The sequence below is a fragment of the Pseudomonas sp. SAR267 genome (genome assembly GCF_052077595.1).
In the GTDB taxonomy this organism is placed as follows: Bacteria; Pseudomonadota; Gammaproteobacteria; order Pseudomonadales; family Pseudomonadaceae; genus Aquipseudomonas; species Aquipseudomonas vlassakiae.
The window spans coordinates 3,639,725-3,657,722 of sequence record NZ_JBQIHU010000001.1 but is presented as its reverse complement, the minus strand read 5'-3'; the positions used below and the strand labels follow the sequence as shown (position 1 = coordinate 3,657,722).

Genomic DNA, 17,998 nt, shown 5'->3' with positions numbered 1-17,998 from the left:
CATATACGTCCTCTCACTTAAACTCCAGTCACAGTTTGCTGCTTCCAAGGAGGCCCATCATGGAGCAAGGTGCAGTCTTCAAAAGTAACCGCAGCCAGGCCATCCGTTTGCCGAAATCCGTTGCCCTTCCCGATGAAGTGACCCGCGTAGACATCGTTGCCGTGGGGCGAACCCGCATCATCAGCCCAGCTGGGGAGGCATGGGACAGCTGGTTTGACGGCAACGACGCAAGTACAGACTTCATGGCCAGCCGTGATCAACCTGCCGACCAGGAACGCGAAGGGTTTTAATGCTCAGGTACATGCTCGACACGAACATCTGCATCTTCACTATCAAGAACAAGCCACAATTGGTTCGTGAAGCCTTCAACCGCCACCACGGTCAGCTGGCAATCAGTACCGTTACGTTGATGGAGCTGGTGTACGGCGCAGAGAAGTCAGCACACCCCGAGCGTAATCTTTCGATAGTGGAAGGCTTCGCTGCCCGCCTGGAAGTACTCGATTACGATAGCCATGCTGCCGAACACAGTGGCCAACTACGTGCAGAACTGGCGAGGGCTGGTACACCGATCGGCCCATTCGACCAACTGATAGCTGGCCATGCCCGGGCTCGGGGGCTGGTGCTCGTAACCAACAACCTGCGTGAATTTCAACGAGTCCCAGGTTTGAGAGTTGAAGACTGGCTGGTCAATCCTGCAGGTCAGGCCTAACGCGGAAATTTCCTACTCATCACCTGCTCATCGGCAAGGAAACGCTCAGAAATTTCCAAGTGGCCTTTCGCCCACTGTGCGCCTTAGACTTTGTGCCTCCCCTCCGGAAGGCGTCGTTCATATGGAAATGCAATGGTGGATCTGGCTGGTCTTCGGTATCGGCCTGATCCTGCTCGAGCTGGTCCTGCCCACGTTCTTCATCATCTGGTTCGGCATCGGTGCCGTGCTGGTTTCGCTCATCGCCCTGGCCGCCCCCGCCCTGCAGCTGGACATGCAGGTGCTGCTGTGGGTGCTGTTCTCCTCGGTGACCACGTTCCTCTGGTTCAAGCTGTTCAAGCGCAAGCAGCCGGACGTGCGCTGGACCGCCGACAGCGTGATCGGTGAAGTCGGGTTGCTGACCAGCAGCGTCTCGCAATTCCAGAAAGGCCGCGTCCGCTTCCAGAAGCCGCTGCTCGGCAACGAGGAATGGACTTGCGTCGCCGACGGCGACATCCCGGCAGGCGAGCGTGTGCGCCTCGTCGCCATCGAAGGCAACACCGCCCGGGTCGTCCGGGCCTGAATTGGCATTTAAAAGGAAGTTTTCATCATGACCAGTCTCATCGTCGTCGGCGCCCTCGCCCTGTTCGTCCTGATCACCGTGTTCAAGGGGGTGCGCATCGTGCCCCAGGGCGAGGAATGGATCGTCGAGCGCCTGGGCCGCTACCACAACACCCTCAAGCCAGGCTTGAACATCGTCATCCCGTACATGGACGTGGTCGCCTATCGCCTGCCGACCAAGGACATCATCCTCGACGTGCAGGAGCAGGAAATCATCACCAAGGACAACGCGGTGATCGTCGCCAACGCCCTGTGCTTCGCCAAGGTGGTCGACCCACAGAAGGCCTCCTATGGCGTGCAGAATTTCTCGTTCGCCGTCACCAGCCTGACCATGACCTCGCTGCGCGCCATCGTCGGCGCCATGGACCTGGACGAGGCGCTGTCCAGCCGCGAACAGATCAAGGCGCGCCTGCGCGAGGCGATGTCCGAGCAGACCGAAGACTGGGGCGTGACCGTACGATCGGTCGAGATCCAGGACATCAAGCCTTCGCAGAACATGCAACTGGCCATGGAGCGCCAGGCGGCCGCCGAGCGTGAACGCAAAGCCGACGTGACCCGCGCCGAAGGTGCCAAGCAGGCGGCGATCCTCGAAGCCGAGGCGCGCCTGCAATCGGCCAGGCTGGATGCCGAAGCGCAGATCAACCTGGCCGAGGCTTCGGCGCGGGCGATCTCGCTGGTCAAGGAAGCGGTGGGTAACGAGACCGTACCGGCCATGTACCTGCTTGGCGAGCGTTATGTAGGGGCCATGGAGAACCTGGCCAACAGCAGCAATGCCAAGGTCGTGGTGCTGCCAGCGGACTTGCAGGAAACCGTGCGGGGCCTGCTGGGCCGCAACAAGGCTTGAATATGCCGGGGCTGTTTTGCAGCCCCGAACCAGCCGGTCTGCGTCACTTCACCGCACCCCATCATTTTTACCTATACTCCGCCTTACAATACCTTCCACGATTCCTGACCGGATCTCTCCATGCCCCCACGTCGGCACATTGCCTGGATAGCCTGCCTTGCAGTGCTGTTCAACCTGCTGGCCATGCCGCTGTCTTCTGCCGCGCCCAATGGCCCGGCCGAGCAGCTGCTGTGGGGGGCTTTCTGTTCCAGCGTGGCTGGCAAGGCCAAGGTCGATGTCCAGGCCCTGGCCAAGATCGACCTCGGTAGCCAAAGCGATCAGCACTCCAACATGCAGCACTGCTGGTGCTGTTCGGGCGCTGCCCCACTGCTGGCCCTGCCAGGTTATCCGCCGCAACTGCACAACCCGCCGACGCTGTTGGCCGGGCGCGAGCCGCCACCCGCCAGTTACCAACCCACGCCTCGCCAACTATGGCCCGCGCTCAACCCCCGCGCCTCTCCGCTGGTCTGAGTTCTTCATGCTGTCAGCCTGAACCTCACTGATCGGAGACACACCATGCTCAAGCAAGCTCTTGTACTGGCTGCCCTGTTGCTGCCCGGCGCCTACGCCAACGCCCATGAATACAGCGTGGGCGACCTGCACATCGCTCACCCGTGGTCGCTGCAACTGCCGCCCAACGCCCCTAACGTCGCTGCCTATTTCGTCGTGCACAACAACGGCAAGGCCGATGACCGTCTGCTCAGTGTCGACAGCCCGATCAGCGATGACGCGCAACTGCATGAGCACGCCATGAGCGCCAGCGGCGCGATGAAGATGCAGCAGGTACAAAGCGTGGCAGTGCCTGCCGGCAAAGACCTGGTGTTCGCCCCCAGCGCTTACCACGTGATGCTGATGCAGCCCAAGGACCGCAGCCTGCTCACCGACGGCAAGCGCTTCCCGCTGACCCTGCACTTCGAGAAAGCAGGTGACGTCACCGTCGACGTGGCCGTACAGAAACAGGCACCGGCAGACCAGCCCCAGGCCCACGAACACGCGCACTGACCCCCGCTGACCGGCGCTCGCCAGCATGAGCCTGCCACGCAACAGCCTCAGCCGTACCACCCGCCCTGAACGCAGGCGCGCCGGTGGCGGCTGGCTGAGCCTGTTCGCCATGTGGATGATCTTTATCGGCCCGCTGATTTCCCAGTCGATGCCGATGGACCACCATGCCGGCATGAGCATGCCGATGGACATGTCGATGTCCATGCCGGCGGGCAGCGATACCCATCACGGCCACGATAACGATGGCCAGTTGCATGTGATGTGGGAAAAGTGCGGCTACTGCAGTCTGCTGTTCAACTGCCCGGCCTTGCCACAAACCCTCAGCCCGCTCAGCGTCGCCAGTGCCGTTCCCCCCACAACCCTGCCCACCTCTACGCGCCAGGGCCATGCCCGGCAGGCCGTGTTCCCCGGTGCGCGCAGCCGCGCGCCGCCTCTTTCGATCAGCGTCTGAACTCCCGTTATCGCCCGGAGCCAGGAGGCTTCGCGCACACTCATGACTGATCGACTGGAATCATTATGTCCGGCTGCACCCCTGTTTTAGCTTCTTCCCTGCGAGGGACATTCGCCGCGCTGTGCGGCTCGCTGCTCGCCCCTGTGGCGCTGGCTGCCGCTCCTGGCCATGAAAGCCCCGACACCGAGCTGAGCCCGACGGTGATCACCGCGCTGGCACCGAGCTCGCCACTGACCGTGGTCACCAACCCCAAGGACCCGCGCCAACCCGTGCCGGCCAGTGATGGTGCCGACTACCTGAAGACCATCCCTGGCTTTTCCGCCATACGCGCCGGCGGCACCAATGGCGACCCGGTGCTGCGTGGCATGTTTGGCTCGCGCCTGAACATCCTTACCAACGGCGGCGTGATGCTCGGCGCCTGCCCCAACCGTATGGACGCCCCGACCTCCTACATCGCCCCGGAAACCTACGACCGCCTGACCGTGATCAAAGGCCCGCAAAGCGTGATCTGGGGGCCAGGCGGCTCGGCGGGCACCATCCTCTTCGAACGCGAGCCGGAGCAGTTCGGCACCCTCGGCAGCCGGGTCAACGCCAGCCTGCTGGCCGGCTCCAATGGCCGCTTCGACAAGGTGCTCGATGCTGCGGCCGGCAACAGCCAGGGCTATGCGCGCTTCGTCGGCAACCAGTCGCACTCGGACGATTACCAGGATGGCAACGGCGACACCGTGCCTTCGCGCTGGGAGAAATGGAACGGCGACGTGGCCCTGGGCTGGACCCCCGATCAGGACACACTGCTCGAACTCACCGCCGGCAAGGGTGACGGCGAGGCACGCTATGCCGGCCGTGGCATGGACGGCTCGCAGTTCAAGCGCGAGAGCCTGGGCCTGCGCTTCGAGAAGTCCAACCTCGGCGAGGTGCTCGACAAGGTCGAGGCACAGGTCTACTACAACTACGCCGACCACGTGATGGACAACTACAGCCTGCGCACGCCATCAGGCACCGGCATGATGGGCATGCCCATGGTCAGCAACGTCGACCGCCGCACGCTGGGCGCTCGCCTAAAGGCCACCTGGCGCTGGGCGGATGTGCAACTGATTGGCGGCATCGACGCGCAGACCAACGAACACCGCCAGCGCGGTGGCATGGGCGTCGATGCGCACAAGGGCAAGCCCTGGACCAAGGACGCCGACTTCCACAACTATGGTGCTTTCGGCGAGCTCACCTGGTACGTCACCGGCGAAGACCGGCTGATCACCGGTGCCCGGCTGGACCGTGCCTCGGCCCGGGACTTCCGCAAGGGCAGCCCGACCCAAGGCGACACCCGCGCCGACACGCTGCCCAGCGGCTTCATACGTTACGAGCACGACCTGACGGCGATCCCCGCCACCACCTACATCGGCCTCGGCCACGCCGAGCGCTTCCCGGACTACTGGGAGCTGTTCTCGCCCAAGCTGGCGCCACCCGGTGCGGCCAACGCGTTCGACGGCATCAAGCCAGAGAAGACCACCCAGCTCGACTTCGGCATCCAGTACCGCGACGAGCGCCTGGAGGCCTGGGCCTCGGGCTACGTCGGGCAGATCCGCGACTACATCCTGTTCGACTACCGCACCGGGATGATGGGCATGAGCACCTCCCAGGCTCAGAACATCGATGCCCGCATCATGGGCGGCGAACTGGGCGCGGCCTACAAGCTCACCGAGCGCTGGAAGGCCGATGCCACCCTGGCTTACGCCTGGGGCAAGAACAGCAGCGACGGCAAGGCACTGCCACAGATGCCGCCGCTGGAAAGCCGCCTGGGCCTGACCTACAGCCGCGACAGCTGGAGCGCCGGTGCCCTGTGGCGCCTGGTGGCGGAGCAGAACCGCATCGCCGAGAACCAGGGCAACGTGGTCGGCAAGGACTACGACAAGAGCGCCGGCTTCGGCGTGTTCTCGCTCAACGGCGCCTACAAGGTGAACCACAACCTCAAGCTCAGCGCAGGGGTCGACAACCTGTTCGACAAGGCCTACGCCGAGCACCTGAACCTGGCCGGGAATGCCGGGTTCGGCTACCCGGCCAATGATCCACAGCCGGTCAACGAGCCAGGCAGGACCTACTCGACCAAGGTCGATTTCAGCTTCTGACAACAACAACGGGCGCGGCTTCGGTCGCGCTCATCAGCTGGTCAAACGGGAGGTTCCCATGAGAGGAACACGCATCAACTTCTACAACCTGGCCTGGCGTTGGCACTTCTATGCGGGGCTGTTCGTCGCCCCGTTCATGATCCTGCTGGCGATCACCGGGATCATCTACCTGTTCAAGCCGCAGCTCGACCCGCTGCTGTACCGTGACTTGATGGTGGTCGAAGCCGGCCATCATCGACAGGGCGCCGACACGCTGCTGGCCGAAGTGCGCCAGGCCTACCCGAAAGGCCATGTCGGCCAGTACCTGCCGCCGATCAATGCCGAGCGCAGCGCGCAGTTCGTGGTGCATGACGGTGGCCGCGAGCTGAACGTGTTCGTCGACCCGTACAGCGGCAAGATCCTTGGCCAGCAGGACGGCAAGCAGAACCTGCAGGCCATCGCCCGCGCCCTGCACGGCGAGCTGATGGTCGGTACGGTCGGTGACCGCCTGGTTGAGTTGGCCGCCGGCTGGGGCATCGTGCTGGTGGTGTCTGGCCTGTACCTCTGGTGGCCACGCGGGCGTAACGGTGCCGGTGTGCTGTGGCCACGGTTTGCGGCGAAAGGTCGGTTGTTCTGGCGCGACCTGCACGCGGTGACCGGCTTCTGGGGTTCGGCCCTGCTGTTGCTGATGCTGGTCAGCGGCATGACCTGGACCGGCATGTGGGGCAAGCAGTACGCCGACTTGTGGAACCGCTTCCCGGCGGCCATGTGGAATGACGTGCCCAAGTCGGACCAGCAAGCGCGCGAACTGAACAGCGCACACCGTCAGACCGTGCCGTGGGCGATGGAGAACACGCCGATGCCGCAATCCGGCGCGCATGCCGAACATGCCGGGCATCACATGATGGACAGTGCACCGGCTGCGCCTCAGGTGAGCCTGCAGCAGGTGGAAGACATCGCCACTTCGCGCCAGGTCGAACCGGGCTACAGCATCACCGCGCCTACCACCGCCGAAGGCGTGTACACCATCGCCGTGTTCGCCGACGACCCGCGCAACGATGCGACGCTGCATGTCGACCAGTACACCGGCAAGGTGCTGGCCGATGTGCGCTGGCAGGATTACAGCCCGGTGGCTCGTGCTACCGAGCTGGGCGTGATGCTGCACGAGGGCAAGATGTTCGGACCGTTGAACCAGATCATCATTCTGCTGGTGTGCCTGATGATCCTGCTGGGTTCGGTGAGCGGCCTGGTGATGTGGTGGAAACGCCGGCCCGAGGGAGGGCTGGGCGTGCCGCCGCTGCGCCATGACCTGCCGCGCTGGAAGGCGGCGGTGGGGGTAATGCTGGTGCTGGGCGTGATGTTCCCGCTGGTGGGGGTGTCGATGGTGGTGATGTGGGTGGTCGATAGCCTGGTGGTGAGGCGCCGCCGGGTGCTGGCCAACGCCTGATCGCGCTTCAACCTGCACCGGCCTCTTCGCGGGCACGCCCGCTCCCACAGGAACAGCACAGCACTCGAACCCTGTGGTGTACCTGTGGGAGCGGGCGTGCCCGCGAAGAGGCCGGCACAGGAGAACAGCTGCTACCCAAAAGTCGAGTCGATCTGTCGCGCCCCGACCTGGCACGAGCGTGTTAGCCTAACCGGCTACCTCCGACAAGAAGACCGACCTTCCAAGGGAATGCAGCTTGATGACGCAAACTTCTCCCAACACGCCAGATGAACAACATCTGCAGCGCAACCTGACCAACCGCCACATCCAGCTGATCGCCATCGGCGGCGCCATCGGCACCGGCCTGTTCATGGGTTCGGGCAAGACCATCAGCCTGGCGGGCCCGTCGATCATTTTCGTCTACATGATCATCGGCTTCATGCTGTTCTTCGTCATGCGCGCCATGGGCGAACTGCTGCTGTCGAACCTCAACTACAAGTCGTTCATCGACTTCTCCGCCGACCTGCTCGGCCCCTGGGCCGGCTACTTCACCGGCTGGACCTACTGGTTCTGCTGGGTGGTCACCGGCATCGCCGACGTGGTCGCCATCGCCGCCTACACGCAGTTCTGGTTCCCCGACCTGCCGCAGTGGATACCGGCGCTGACCTGCGTCGGGCTGCTGTTGTCGCTGAACCTGGTAACCGTGAAGATGTTCGGCGAGCTGGAGTTCTGGTTCGCCCTGGTCAAGATCGTCGCCATCCTCGGCCTGGTCGCTACCGGGCTGTACATGGTCATCACCGGCTTCACTTCGCCGAGCGGGCGCACCGCGCAACTGGCCAACCTGTGGAACGACGGCGGCATGTTCCCCAATGGCCTGATGGGCTTCTTCGCCGGTTTCCAGATCGCAGTGTTCGCCTTCGTCGGCATCGAACTGGTGGGCACCACCGCCGCTGAAGCGAAGAACCCCGAGCGCACCCTGCCGCGGGCGATCAACTCGATCCCGGTGCGGATCATCGTGTTCTACGTGCTGGCACTGATCGCGATCATGGCGGTGACGCCATGGCGCGACGTGGTACCGGGCAAGAGCCCGTTCGTGGAGCTGTTCGTGCTGGCCGGCCTGCCGGCGGCGGCGAGCATCATCAACTTCGTGGTGCTGACCTCGGCCGCCTCGTCGGCCAACAGCGGGGTGTTCTCCACCAGCCGCATGCTCTATGGCCTGTCCCAGGAAGGCGATGCGCCCAAGGCGTTCGAAAAACTGTCGAGCCGCTCGGTACCGGCCAACGGCCTGTACTTCTCCTGCACGTGCCTGCTGCTGGGTGCGGTGCTGATCTACCTGGTGCCGAACGTGGTCGAAGCGTTCACCCTGGTCACCACCGTGTCAGCGGTGCTGTTCATGTTCGTCTGGACGCTGATTTTGCTGTCGTACCTGAAGTACCGCAAAAACCGTGCGGCACTGCACCAGGCCTCGAAGTACAAGATGCCGGGCGGGCGTTTCATGTGCTACGTGTGCCTGGCGTTCTTTGCCTTCATCCTGGTGTTGTTGAGCCTGGAGGCGGATACGCGTTCTGCGCTGGTCGTCACGCCTGTCTGGTTCTTGCTGCTGGCAGTGACCTATCAGTTCGTGCGTAGCAGACGTCACCCGCGCACGGCCGTACGCCGCTCACCAGACCTCCCAGGGCAGTGATGACCTGACAGGGCCTCAGGCACGCCAGGCCCCTGTCGTGCCTGATCTAGCGAAGCACTGCCAGGCTCACGAGGATGGGTGCCTTCCAGGCCGGATCATTTACATTACGAGCCTCAAGCATCAACGTACCGTTGTACCAACCTGGTGGTAGCCCGGGGTTATCCAGCGCACTGTAACCCACGATCAGCTGCACCGGACCTCCGTCAGCATCGGGATGGCATACAACCGTGCTGTTCATGGTCGTGCGCGGGCAGTTCGCTATCTGGCGCAAGGCTCTCAGGTTGACCGGACGAACGAGCCCGTCTTGCCCGGTCAGCTTCACGGTCAAGGTGGTCATGCCTGGGCCGCCATACGTCAATGACGTCGGCCCGACGTCGCTGGACAGTGCCACTACGCCGATTCTTGGGCGCCCTGGTACGGTAGCGACCACCGCGCTCGCCTCTGGCTGCTCGGAGACGTAGATCAGCCGCACGCCTTCGAACGCCGGGCTGTAGCCGCTCAACCGGCCGGCTTGCTCACGCCAGAGCCTGGCCATGTCGGCAGTCCTTGCGTTGCCCAGCGGCCTGCCTTCATAGCTGACTTGTGGGTTCGAGTAGTACGGCACGTTGTTACCGCACAGCATGGTGTGAGCGCCACCAGAGGTCTGGTAGCCAAAGCGATAATTGTCCGTGCCGTTCTCGTTGCAGTGACTCCCGCCAGCGTTATGGCCAACCTCATGGCGGAAGGCCAACGGATAATGAATGCTGTTGATGCTGCTTGCACCGGGTACGTAAGCCATTCCCGCGTAGGGTGATTTTTCGAAGTAGCCGACATTGATGTCATGCAGATAGGAAGCACGCAGCGGGTTCAGCAACTGTTGAAGCTGACCCAGGCCAGAACCGTCGACAGGAAGATCGGTTTCGGTCACGCGAACGCCGCCAAGGCGCAGCTTCACGCCCGTCACTTGTGAGTTGCGTAGGCCGAGATTGGACATTTCCAGTTGCGCCAGCGCAAATGCAACCGGATCGCTCCTGAGCACTGCCAGCGCCTGCTTCGAGAACAGTACCAAGGCATCGATTGCGCCATCGCTGCCAGGTCCGCTTGTGTCAGATGCTCTTGGTAACGCTGCGCGCTCTGCCAACGTGTCCGGCTTCAGATAGTCATAGGCAGGCTCTTCAACAAAGCGCCGTGAGCCAGCTTTATCGACATGAAGGGTGCCCCGCCGCCCCGGCCGGTCGATGATCGCCGTTAAAGCCCCTTCCCGGTCAGTGACCATTACCAATGCGCCTTCAACCCTGCCGCTGAGTGGCTCTGCAAGGTTGCCGCTGTCGATCCTGTAACCCTGGACATCAGCTTGCGAATCGATGTCCTGGAAGCGTCGGCCGCCCAGTTCCTGAGCGACCGCCGCCGTCAGAGGGCGTTCACCCGCTGTTTGAGCGGCATCTTGCGTGCAGCCCCCGGCAAACAGAAGCAGTGCTCCCCAGAGTCCGTGAATGGCTTTCCTGCACAGGACATTGTTCATGCTCTCCACCTCCAGATGTGGACTCGGGTTGACACAACATAGGGGAGCCATGCAGCTGCGCATACTGGCAGAAATGCTAGGTACAGCCAGCTGACAACAGACGCCCTCGGCGCTGGTCGTCACGCCTGTCTGGTTCTTGCTGCTGGCAGTGACCTATCAGGGCGTGCGTAGCCGCCGTCATCCGCGTTCGGCCGTGCGTAACGGCTGATGGCCTCGAGGGCTGCTTTGCAGCCCATCGCCGGCAAGCCAGGCTCCCACGGCTCCGCCCATATCGGGTGCAACCATGCAGGACACAACTATCGCAAGTGCGATGTGTCCGGTTCTGACAACGGGACGCCAATCCCGAACCGCAGAAACTACTGTGGTGCCGCATCGCTTGCCGCCCCTGCGTTGCGGCATTCGTCCTGTCTCGACCTGATATTTTTGCCAGTTGTGACCTCCCCGCCTTAGCCCTCAAATACTCCCAGATCGCGATGTATGGCAATGACCATCCTCACCCGTCAGGGAGCACGCCCGCATGACCGAGCAAGCCGCTACCGCCCACACCTACGCCAAGCTCTTCCCCGAACAGTTGGCCAACCCGTGCAGCCCCGATGCGCCCGAATCGAACACCGGGCCCATCGCCTATCTGCACGCCCTCTATCAAAAGGCCCTGGAAATGGAGGCGGCCAGCACGGACACCCGCCGCCTGACACTGGCGCAACGGCGCCCGGACATCGGCGCAATACTGCTCGATCCCGGCAAACTGGAGCACCCCGTCAGCGCACTGACCCTGGCCATTCGCGCCCTCGCGTACCATGCTCAGGAACGTGCCGGGGCAAAGGCTTACTTGCCCGAGGTACTGGCCAGCGCAGGCCAGCATGCCCACCTGCCGTTCAACTATGCCCACGAGCAAGTCAAGGCGGTACTCTCCTACAAGCGAACTCCTTTATTCGAATTGCTACAGCAGACGCAATACAGCTACCCCAACTTCTGCTATGAAGGGCTGCGCAGCGATGAGCTGCGCCAGGCCATGCGTAACGCCAGCGGCTTCAGCCCCGCCCTGCAAGCGTTGCTACTGGAAGAAAAGCCCTTGCGCGAGATCGGCAACGAATGGCGTCAGTGGTACGGGATGGCCGATATCGACGCCAAAAAGGCCATTGCTTCGTTGCACGATGTCGAAACATTCGGCCGCCGAACCGGGCTGAGCTTCGAGCAGATACTGGAAATGCTGGCCGTGGCCGGGATCGATGACAATGCCGCGGCCAGCTACAGCCTGGTGCGCAGCTCCGATGCCTACCGCCCCACCGGCAAGCCTGTGCTGGACAAATTCCATTACGGCGCGGCATACATCAATGCGCGCCGAAAAACGCCACTCACGATCAAGGATGGCTTGGCCGGGGCAGGTATCAAACCGCGGTTTGACTCAATCGATTACAACTGCCTGTCGCGTATGTACCAGATGATCCACCTGCAACGGGCGCTGGCGCTGCCATTCAAGGACGTCGACCTGCTGTTGACGTCGATCCTGCGTGCCGAAGGTCAGTTCGACAACTGGCACCTGTCGCCATCCACTATCCGTGCCATGGGGGTTTTCCGCTACCTGAACGAGGCCTACGGCATAAGCGCCGAACAGTTCGCCGCTCTGGTGTGTGAAATCAACCCGTTTGCGGTTGGCGAGCAAGCACCGATGCTCGACCGGATACTCGATGGCCCAGGTGCCGGCCAGCTCGACACACCCAACCCACTGATCCTCGACGATCGCGTATTCGACCCGGCCGATGGCAAGGACGGCCAGTTCAAGGTCGTGCCGGCACTGGCCAAGGCCTTGGGCGTGGATGAGCAGGCAACCTTGGTGTACCTCGCGCAGGTCAAGCAGGCGCAAGGGCTGAAGGTGTACAAAGTGTCGCTGTCGTTGATTTCTGCGCTGTATCGCCTCAGCCGCTTGCATCGCCTGTTCAAGCGCTCCGCCCGCGAAGCAAGCGCCTTGGTTGGGCTGCTGGCAACGACCGGCACCGATGTGCTTGCACAGCTGGCAGGCACGCCGCTGATCAGTGACGTCCCGGGTGCCAGCGATGTGCTCGACACCCTGGTCGCGCTTGGCAACCTTGACCAGTGGCTGCGTCAACAGCAGATCCTGCCCAGTGCTCTGCTGGTGACGTTGGCGCCAGTCCCCACAACGGAGCTAGCGGTGGGCAGCTCGCTGCAAAGTACCCTTCAGAAGCATGGCGAACTTATCAGGGAAGCTCTGCTTCCCAAGGCGACTGAAAGCGATCAGCAAGAGGCGGCAGCAAGCTTGCTGATGTTCGTTTTTGGCAACCTGCTGCCTCAGCCCGGCCTCAGCCTGCAGCACGTGACGGCACTATTGGGCTGGCCCGGTACGACAGCGTCGCAGGTGCTGAAGGCAGCAATGACGGTCCTCGATCAGAACAGCAAGACCAAGGCCGCTGACCGATGGGAATCAAGCCTGGTGTGGTCCAAAGCCGAGCGCCGCTGCGCGCTTGTTGGCCTGCTGCGTGTGAGCCCCGGCGTGCTAAGGGCACTGTGTGACAAGCCGGAATGGTTCGACCTGGAAAAGACCCCGGACGAGGCCATTACCCTCGACCTGTGCTATCAACTCAGTCGATTCCGGGATTGGGTCGAGGTGGGCAGAGCCAATGGCGCCGATGAGCGTGACGTCATCGGTTATCTGACCAGGCACCGTTTCTCCACCGTTCCAGAAAAAGTTACCCAAGCCGTCAAGGCATTGGGCACCTTGATAGGGTGGGATGAGCGCGAAGTGGAAGAGGCCTGCCCGAACATCATGACGGAACAGGCGGTAGAGGACACAAGGCCGACCTTTGACGACTTCCTGGAAACACTTTCCGACGCAGAACGTGACTACTACAACGTACGAGGAATCAAGCTCCACTTCGAGGCATTTATTGTGCGCCGAACGGGCAAGACCCAATACTTTGCTCCTTTCCAAGGTTTTGTGGACAAACTGATTGAATTTCTCAAGCAAAACCCGGGGCCGCTGCTACTCACACCGGACCAGTACCAAAAAGGATATAAGCCTGATGCATGGGTAGCGAGGTCGGAAGAAAAAAAAACAGACGCCGAGTTTGGCTACTTCCCGATCGCCATGGAAGCACTCGCTGACCGGCCTGGCACGGTCAATCGTCTGGTCGGCACGTCCTGTGTGCCCAGCACCATCAGCGACATCGACTATATCCTGCGGCTGAAACGGCTCAGCGAAAAGACCGGCCTGGCCTGCAGCTCACTGCTGAGCCTCAGCGAACTCAGCGAGACCTCGCCGTACCGGGAGTTCGAGGGTGCCAGCCAGTTGCTGATGGCCAGCGTCGATGACGCGCTGCGCGAAGTAGTAGACAAGCAGATGCGCGAACACTGGCGCGACGCACTGGCCGGCTACCTGATCGCACACTGGGCACCGCCCGAGCCTGATGCGAAACCCAACGTGGCCTCCTTCGATGACCTGTCGAGTTACTGCCTGACCGATATCCAGGTCGCCAGCGAGGTCACCACCACGTTGCTGAACCAGGCCATCGGCAGCCTGCAGCACTACCTTTCACGGCTGTTTGCGCGGCTTGAGCCGGGGTATGGCGACACCGGCCCTTACGGCGAGGATCAGGCCGAATGGCAGAATGGGCTAGGCCAGTACGGTACGTGGAAACGCCTGATCGACCGCTACAACCACCCCGCCAACCTCATCTACTACGCCAACCGCACCAACAAGAGCGTGGCGTTCCAGGAACTGGAGGTGGCCCTCAACCAGGGCAAGATGGACACCTCGCTGCTGCACACCGCCATCTGCAGCTACCTGGCCAAGTTCGAACGGGTCAGCAACCTGCAAGTTGTCAGCGGCTACCTGGACGGGCATAACCCCAAGCAGGACACCTATCACCTTATCGCCAAGACCAACACCACACCCTACGAGTATTACTGGCGAACGCTGGACATCAGCCTGCGTGACGATCAGAACCGGCTAAGCCCGCTGGCCTGGAGCGAGTGGGAGAAAATTGACCTGGCGGCCACGGGTGAAATAGCCCAAAGCAAGTCCGATGGCAAGCTTCACGACACCGTACGCCCGGTGGTCATTGCTGGTCGCCGGTATGTGTTCTGGGCAGAGCGAGGCAGCACTGACCTGCCGGATCACAACAACCAGAACAAGACCTTGCATAACAAGCGCAAGCTGTCGGTGAATTTCATATTCCAACAAAGCGACGCAACCTGGAGTACCAGTAATGAGCTGTTCTGTCTGGATGGCTATAAAGACGGAAAATGGGATGAAACACGCGCGAAAGATGTGAGCTTCATGCCTGGCTTGATCGTGGTGGTTCAGGAAACCAGTGACAATGAGCTATTACTGACAGCGCTATTGCATGATAGCGAAAAGAAACTGGAAGAAGGAAAAGATAAGCAACATAAGCGGAATACCGACTACTATCTTGAAGCGCGAGACCTCCTGTTGCTAGCGAACAAGGTAATAGATGATGAAGATGCTCACACACTCTATGTTTCGCTCCTGACATCCTACAAAAACGCGCACGACATCCAGCACCATTACAATGGTAACCCAAGGCAATTAAAACTAAAAAACTCCACTCTCAAAGATGCTTATACCGAGGTTGATTTTTCTTCTCCCGCCAAAGATAGAATTCGCGTCAAGATAGGCCTAAATGTAATCAAAAAAAGACATGCGATTTTAACTCAACGCCAATTTAGTGCAAAAGTCACTGCAGACAACAATATAATAGAGAAAGCAGCAGGCCAACTTGACAATCATAGCTGGGGAGAACTCTATGCCAAATTCGAATTCGAATTCAAATTTGAAACAAGCAAATACAAGGAAATTAAGATATCATTTTTCCATAAATCTATTCGGAAACTCGATTCCTTCACCGAAAAACCCGATCTGGGGGAAGTAGTATACGAGATAACGTCAAACACCGTCGCTGACGAGACCTGGACTGTTTCCCTTGCATCCAATGCGAACCAGGCACAGTATCTCGACCTGACTCAAGTTGCAAAGGATCACCCTGAGTTCCCAACGCATAAGATCCGCCTCAATACACTGTTCGGCAAGAACCTCGTCGCACGCGCCAGCCAGGGGGTCGAGCAGGTACTTGCCTGGGACACGCAGAAACTGCAAGAGCCGAGCCTTGAATCAGACTCGGACGCGCTTGTCGACATGGACTTCCATGGCGCTAACGCTCTTTATTTCCGAGAACTGTTCCTGCATGTACCGGCTCTGGTGGCCATGCGCCTGACCGAACAACAACAGTTCGAAGAAGCCGAAGACTGGTACCTGCGTTACCTGTTCAACCCTTACCGAAGCAAAGCCGACGCGCATGGCCGACCCGCCCCTTGGGGCACCCGCCCGCTTGCCCAGGTGGGCACCTTGAGTTCTTCCCTGCGCAAGGGTGTCGACCCCATCAGCCGGGTGTTCACCCTTTCGCGCCACTACCAGCAGGCGATCTACTTGTCGCTGCTGGAAAACTGGCAGTTACAGGGCGACCATTTCTACCGTCAGCTCACCCTCAGCTCACTCAACCAGGCCTGGCTGTGCTACCAGCAGGCGCAACAGTTGCTCGGCCCGCTGCCACAAGGCAGCAATGCCTCGCGCTGGAACGCTGTGACCTTGGCCTCGGTCAACGAGGGCAGCTTCCGCCGACCAATCAATGGCCGGGTGCTTGACCTGCACCAAACCCTGCAAAGCCGGCTGTACAACCTGCGCAATGGGCTTACCCTTGATGGCAAAAAGCTCCCGCCGCTGGACTGGGGCAGCGAAAGCCTGGACGCTTTCGACAATGGGCGAGGCGGCGTGAGCAACCTGCCTATCCCTTACCGCAGTGGCCAGGTTGATATCCCGCACTACCGCTTCCGTCAACTGCTGCCCCTCGCCAAGGCAGCCGCCCAGCAGTTGTCGGATTTCGGCCGGCACTACATGAGTTTGATGGAGGAAGAGTTCAACACCAGCCTGTCGGTGCAATTGAAAGCACAGGATATCAAGATGGCCGAGTTTGCAATTCGCTTGCAAAAAGAGGCCATCAGCGGCGTGACAGCCAAGAAAAAGGTACTGCTGCTCAGCCGCGACAAAGCACTGGCGCAGAAACAGTACTTGAGCGATCTCATTGATGTGGGTCGTTCACCTGAAGAGGAAAGCGCAACGGCGTTCACCTGGATGGGAAATACCTTCAGGATCGCCTCGCAAATTTTGAACACTTGTTCCGGTACGGTCGCGACGGTAACACCGACCATCTTCGGGCTCGCGGTCGGAGGCACCGAACCTAAAGGTGCACTGCAAGCTTATGCCGAGGACTTCGCGACTGGGGGCATGATAGCGGACTCTATCGCGGCAGAGCTGAAGGCCCAGGCAGATTACAACCGCCGCGCTGCCGAATGGACGTTCAATGAAGCCCAGACCGAATGGGACCTAAAAATAATCGATCAGCAAGTGAAAGAAACCAATATCGAACTCAATGCCAGCACCATTGCCCTTGAACAGTGCCAACAGGACCTGGTTAACCTGAAGGAAGCCTACGTCTCCATGACCACCGGGTTTACCATCATCCCCGTCTATAACTGGCTGGTGGCACGCCAGGAGTATATCTACGGGGCGGCCTACGACGCTGTACGCTCACTGTGCATGGGGGTAGAGGCCGCTTGGCGCTATGAAATCGGCGACTACCGGCGTGACAGCTTCATCGATACCAGCGCCTGGCGCGACAACTACAAAGGCATGCTGGCGGGCGAATCGCTGCTGCTGAACCTGCAGCAGATGGAAAATGAATACCTGGCCAGAAACGAGCGGCGGTTGACTATCAAGAAGACCTTCAGCCTCAAGAACCAGCTGGACAGTGATGCAACCAAGGCCGAAGAAAAGTGGGCCGATATTTTCAAGAAGAATGCTAAACGCACCACCCCGCTGACCCACACGTTCGAATTCAAGGCAGATGATTTCGACAAAAGTTACCCGGGTCAGTACCTCCGCCAACTGAAATATGTGTCCGTCACGCTCGTACTCAAGGCAGACAAACAGCCGCAAGAGCTGTGTGCAATCCTCAAGCAAACAGCCAGTACCACGCTGCTTGAGCCTCACAAGGATGCAGCTCGCTCCTTCTATCCAGGCACGGAGAACGACGTCGTGGTGAAGAGCGCGAAAGATAATCCCAGACTGGTCCTGCGTAACCCCCGCGAAAACCAGCAGATCGCGTTGTCGTCAACCGTGGCCGAAGACGGGCTTGGCTACGATGCCGGTACCTGGGTGTATGAATTGATGTTCCACGATGGCCGTTACCTGCCGTTCGAAGGTACCGGCGCTATCTCGCAGTGGACGCTGGAGCTATTGGGCGATGAGGGCCTGCTCAAGGACCTTTCGATCATCGAGGACATACGGTTCAACATGGTTTATACGGCCAAGGCGGGCGATGGCGATTTCATCAAGGAGATAGACAAGATCAGGAAAGGGGTTGCCACAGCACAACAAGGCGATGCGTAACGGCTGATGGCCTCGGGGGCTGCTTCCGCAGCCCCAATCCTGTGCAAAGCAACCCCCCTGGCACCAACCTGGCCCGGACAAACGCCCCAACACCTCGCACACCCCCTCTATCCCGCCGCTTTCGCCACTAGGCACACCCCTTGCAACGCCCCTCCCCGCTTGG

At 60.8% G+C, this 17,998-nt stretch carries 12 protein-coding genes; 11 read left to right on the top strand and 1 reads right to left on the bottom strand.

Going from position 1 to position 17,998, the window contains the following annotated elements:
- The first annotated feature begins 59 nt into the window (after nt 1–59).
- The 10 genes from vapB (at nt 60) to cycA (ending at nt 8,854) form a co-directional block, all read left to right on the top strand.
- Nucleotides 60–290: a type II toxin-antitoxin system VapB family antitoxin gene (gene vapB / locus ACTORR_RS17175; protein ID WP_054887813.1), complete on the top strand. Its 231-nt coding sequence runs from the start codon at nt 60–62 to the stop codon at nt 288–290.
- The gene (vapC, locus tag ACTORR_RS17170; RefSeq protein ID WP_313364736.1) at nt 290–709 is read left to right on the top strand and encodes a type II toxin-antitoxin system tRNA(fMet)-specific endonuclease VapC; all 420 of its coding nucleotides are present in this window, start codon (nt 290–292) and stop codon (nt 707–709) included. The genes vapB and vapC overlap by 1 nt, the downstream gene beginning before the upstream one ends.
- A gap of 121 nt (nt 710–830) precedes the next feature.
- Nucleotides 831–1,268: an NfeD family protein gene (locus tag ACTORR_RS17165; RefSeq protein ID WP_054887815.1), complete on the top strand. Its 438-nt coding sequence runs from the start codon at nt 831–833 to the stop codon at nt 1,266–1,268.
- A 27-nt stretch (nt 1,269–1,295) separates the two neighbouring features.
- Nucleotides 1,296–2,150, top strand: coding sequence for an SPFH domain-containing protein (locus tag ACTORR_RS17160; RefSeq protein ID WP_441343736.1), 855 nt, complete (start codon nt 1,296–1,298; stop codon nt 2,148–2,150).
- Nucleotides 2,151–2,270: 120 nt separating this feature from the next.
- Nucleotides 2,271–2,660, top strand: coding sequence for a DUF2946 domain-containing protein (locus tag ACTORR_RS17155; RefSeq protein ID WP_441343735.1), 390 nt, complete (start codon nt 2,271–2,273; stop codon nt 2,658–2,660).
- 45 nt (nt 2,661–2,705) lie between these two features.
- The gene (locus ACTORR_RS17150) at nt 2,706–3,191 is read left to right on the top strand and encodes a copper chaperone PCu(A)C (RefSeq protein WP_313365087.1); all 486 of its coding nucleotides are present in this window, start codon (nt 2,706–2,708) and stop codon (nt 3,189–3,191) included.
- A 25-nt stretch (nt 3,192–3,216) separates the two neighbouring features.
- The gene (locus ACTORR_RS17145) at nt 3,217–3,642 is read left to right on the top strand and encodes a DUF2946 domain-containing protein (RefSeq protein ID WP_099814375.1); all 426 of its coding nucleotides are present in this window, start codon (nt 3,217–3,219) and stop codon (nt 3,640–3,642) included.
- Between the two features lie 65 nt (nt 3,643–3,707).
- Nucleotides 3,708–5,765, top strand: coding sequence for a TonB-dependent copper receptor (locus tag ACTORR_RS17140; RefSeq protein ID WP_313365086.1), 2,058 nt, complete (start codon nt 3,708–3,710; stop codon nt 5,763–5,765).
- A 58-nt stretch (nt 5,766–5,823) separates the two neighbouring features.
- Nucleotides 5,824–7,191: a PepSY-associated TM helix domain-containing protein gene (locus ACTORR_RS17135; RefSeq protein ID WP_054887821.1), complete on the top strand. Its 1,368-nt coding sequence runs from the start codon at nt 5,824–5,826 to the stop codon at nt 7,189–7,191.
- 238 nt (nt 7,192–7,429) lie between these two features.
- On the top strand, nt 7,430–8,854 hold the full coding sequence (gene cycA, locus ACTORR_RS17130) for a D-serine/D-alanine/glycine transporter (protein WP_313365085.1): 1,425 nt from the start codon (nt 7,430–7,432) through the stop codon (nt 8,852–8,854).
- Nucleotides 8,855–8,900: 46 nt separating this feature from the next.
- Here the strand turns inward: cycA and ACTORR_RS17125 are convergent, their stop codons facing one another.
- On the bottom strand, nt 8,901–10,355 hold the full coding sequence (locus ACTORR_RS17125) for a hypothetical protein (protein ID WP_054887823.1): 1,455 nt from the start codon (nt 10,353–10,355) through the stop codon (nt 8,901–8,903).
- 517 nt (nt 10,356–10,872) lie between these two features.
- On the opposite strand from ACTORR_RS17125, the gene ACTORR_RS17120 reads away from it, so the two are divergent.
- The gene (locus ACTORR_RS17120; RefSeq protein ID WP_313365084.1) at nt 10,873–17,835 is read left to right on the top strand and encodes a neuraminidase-like domain-containing protein; all 6,963 of its coding nucleotides are present in this window, start codon (nt 10,873–10,875) and stop codon (nt 17,833–17,835) included.
- Nucleotides 17,836–17,998 lie beyond the last annotated feature (163 nt).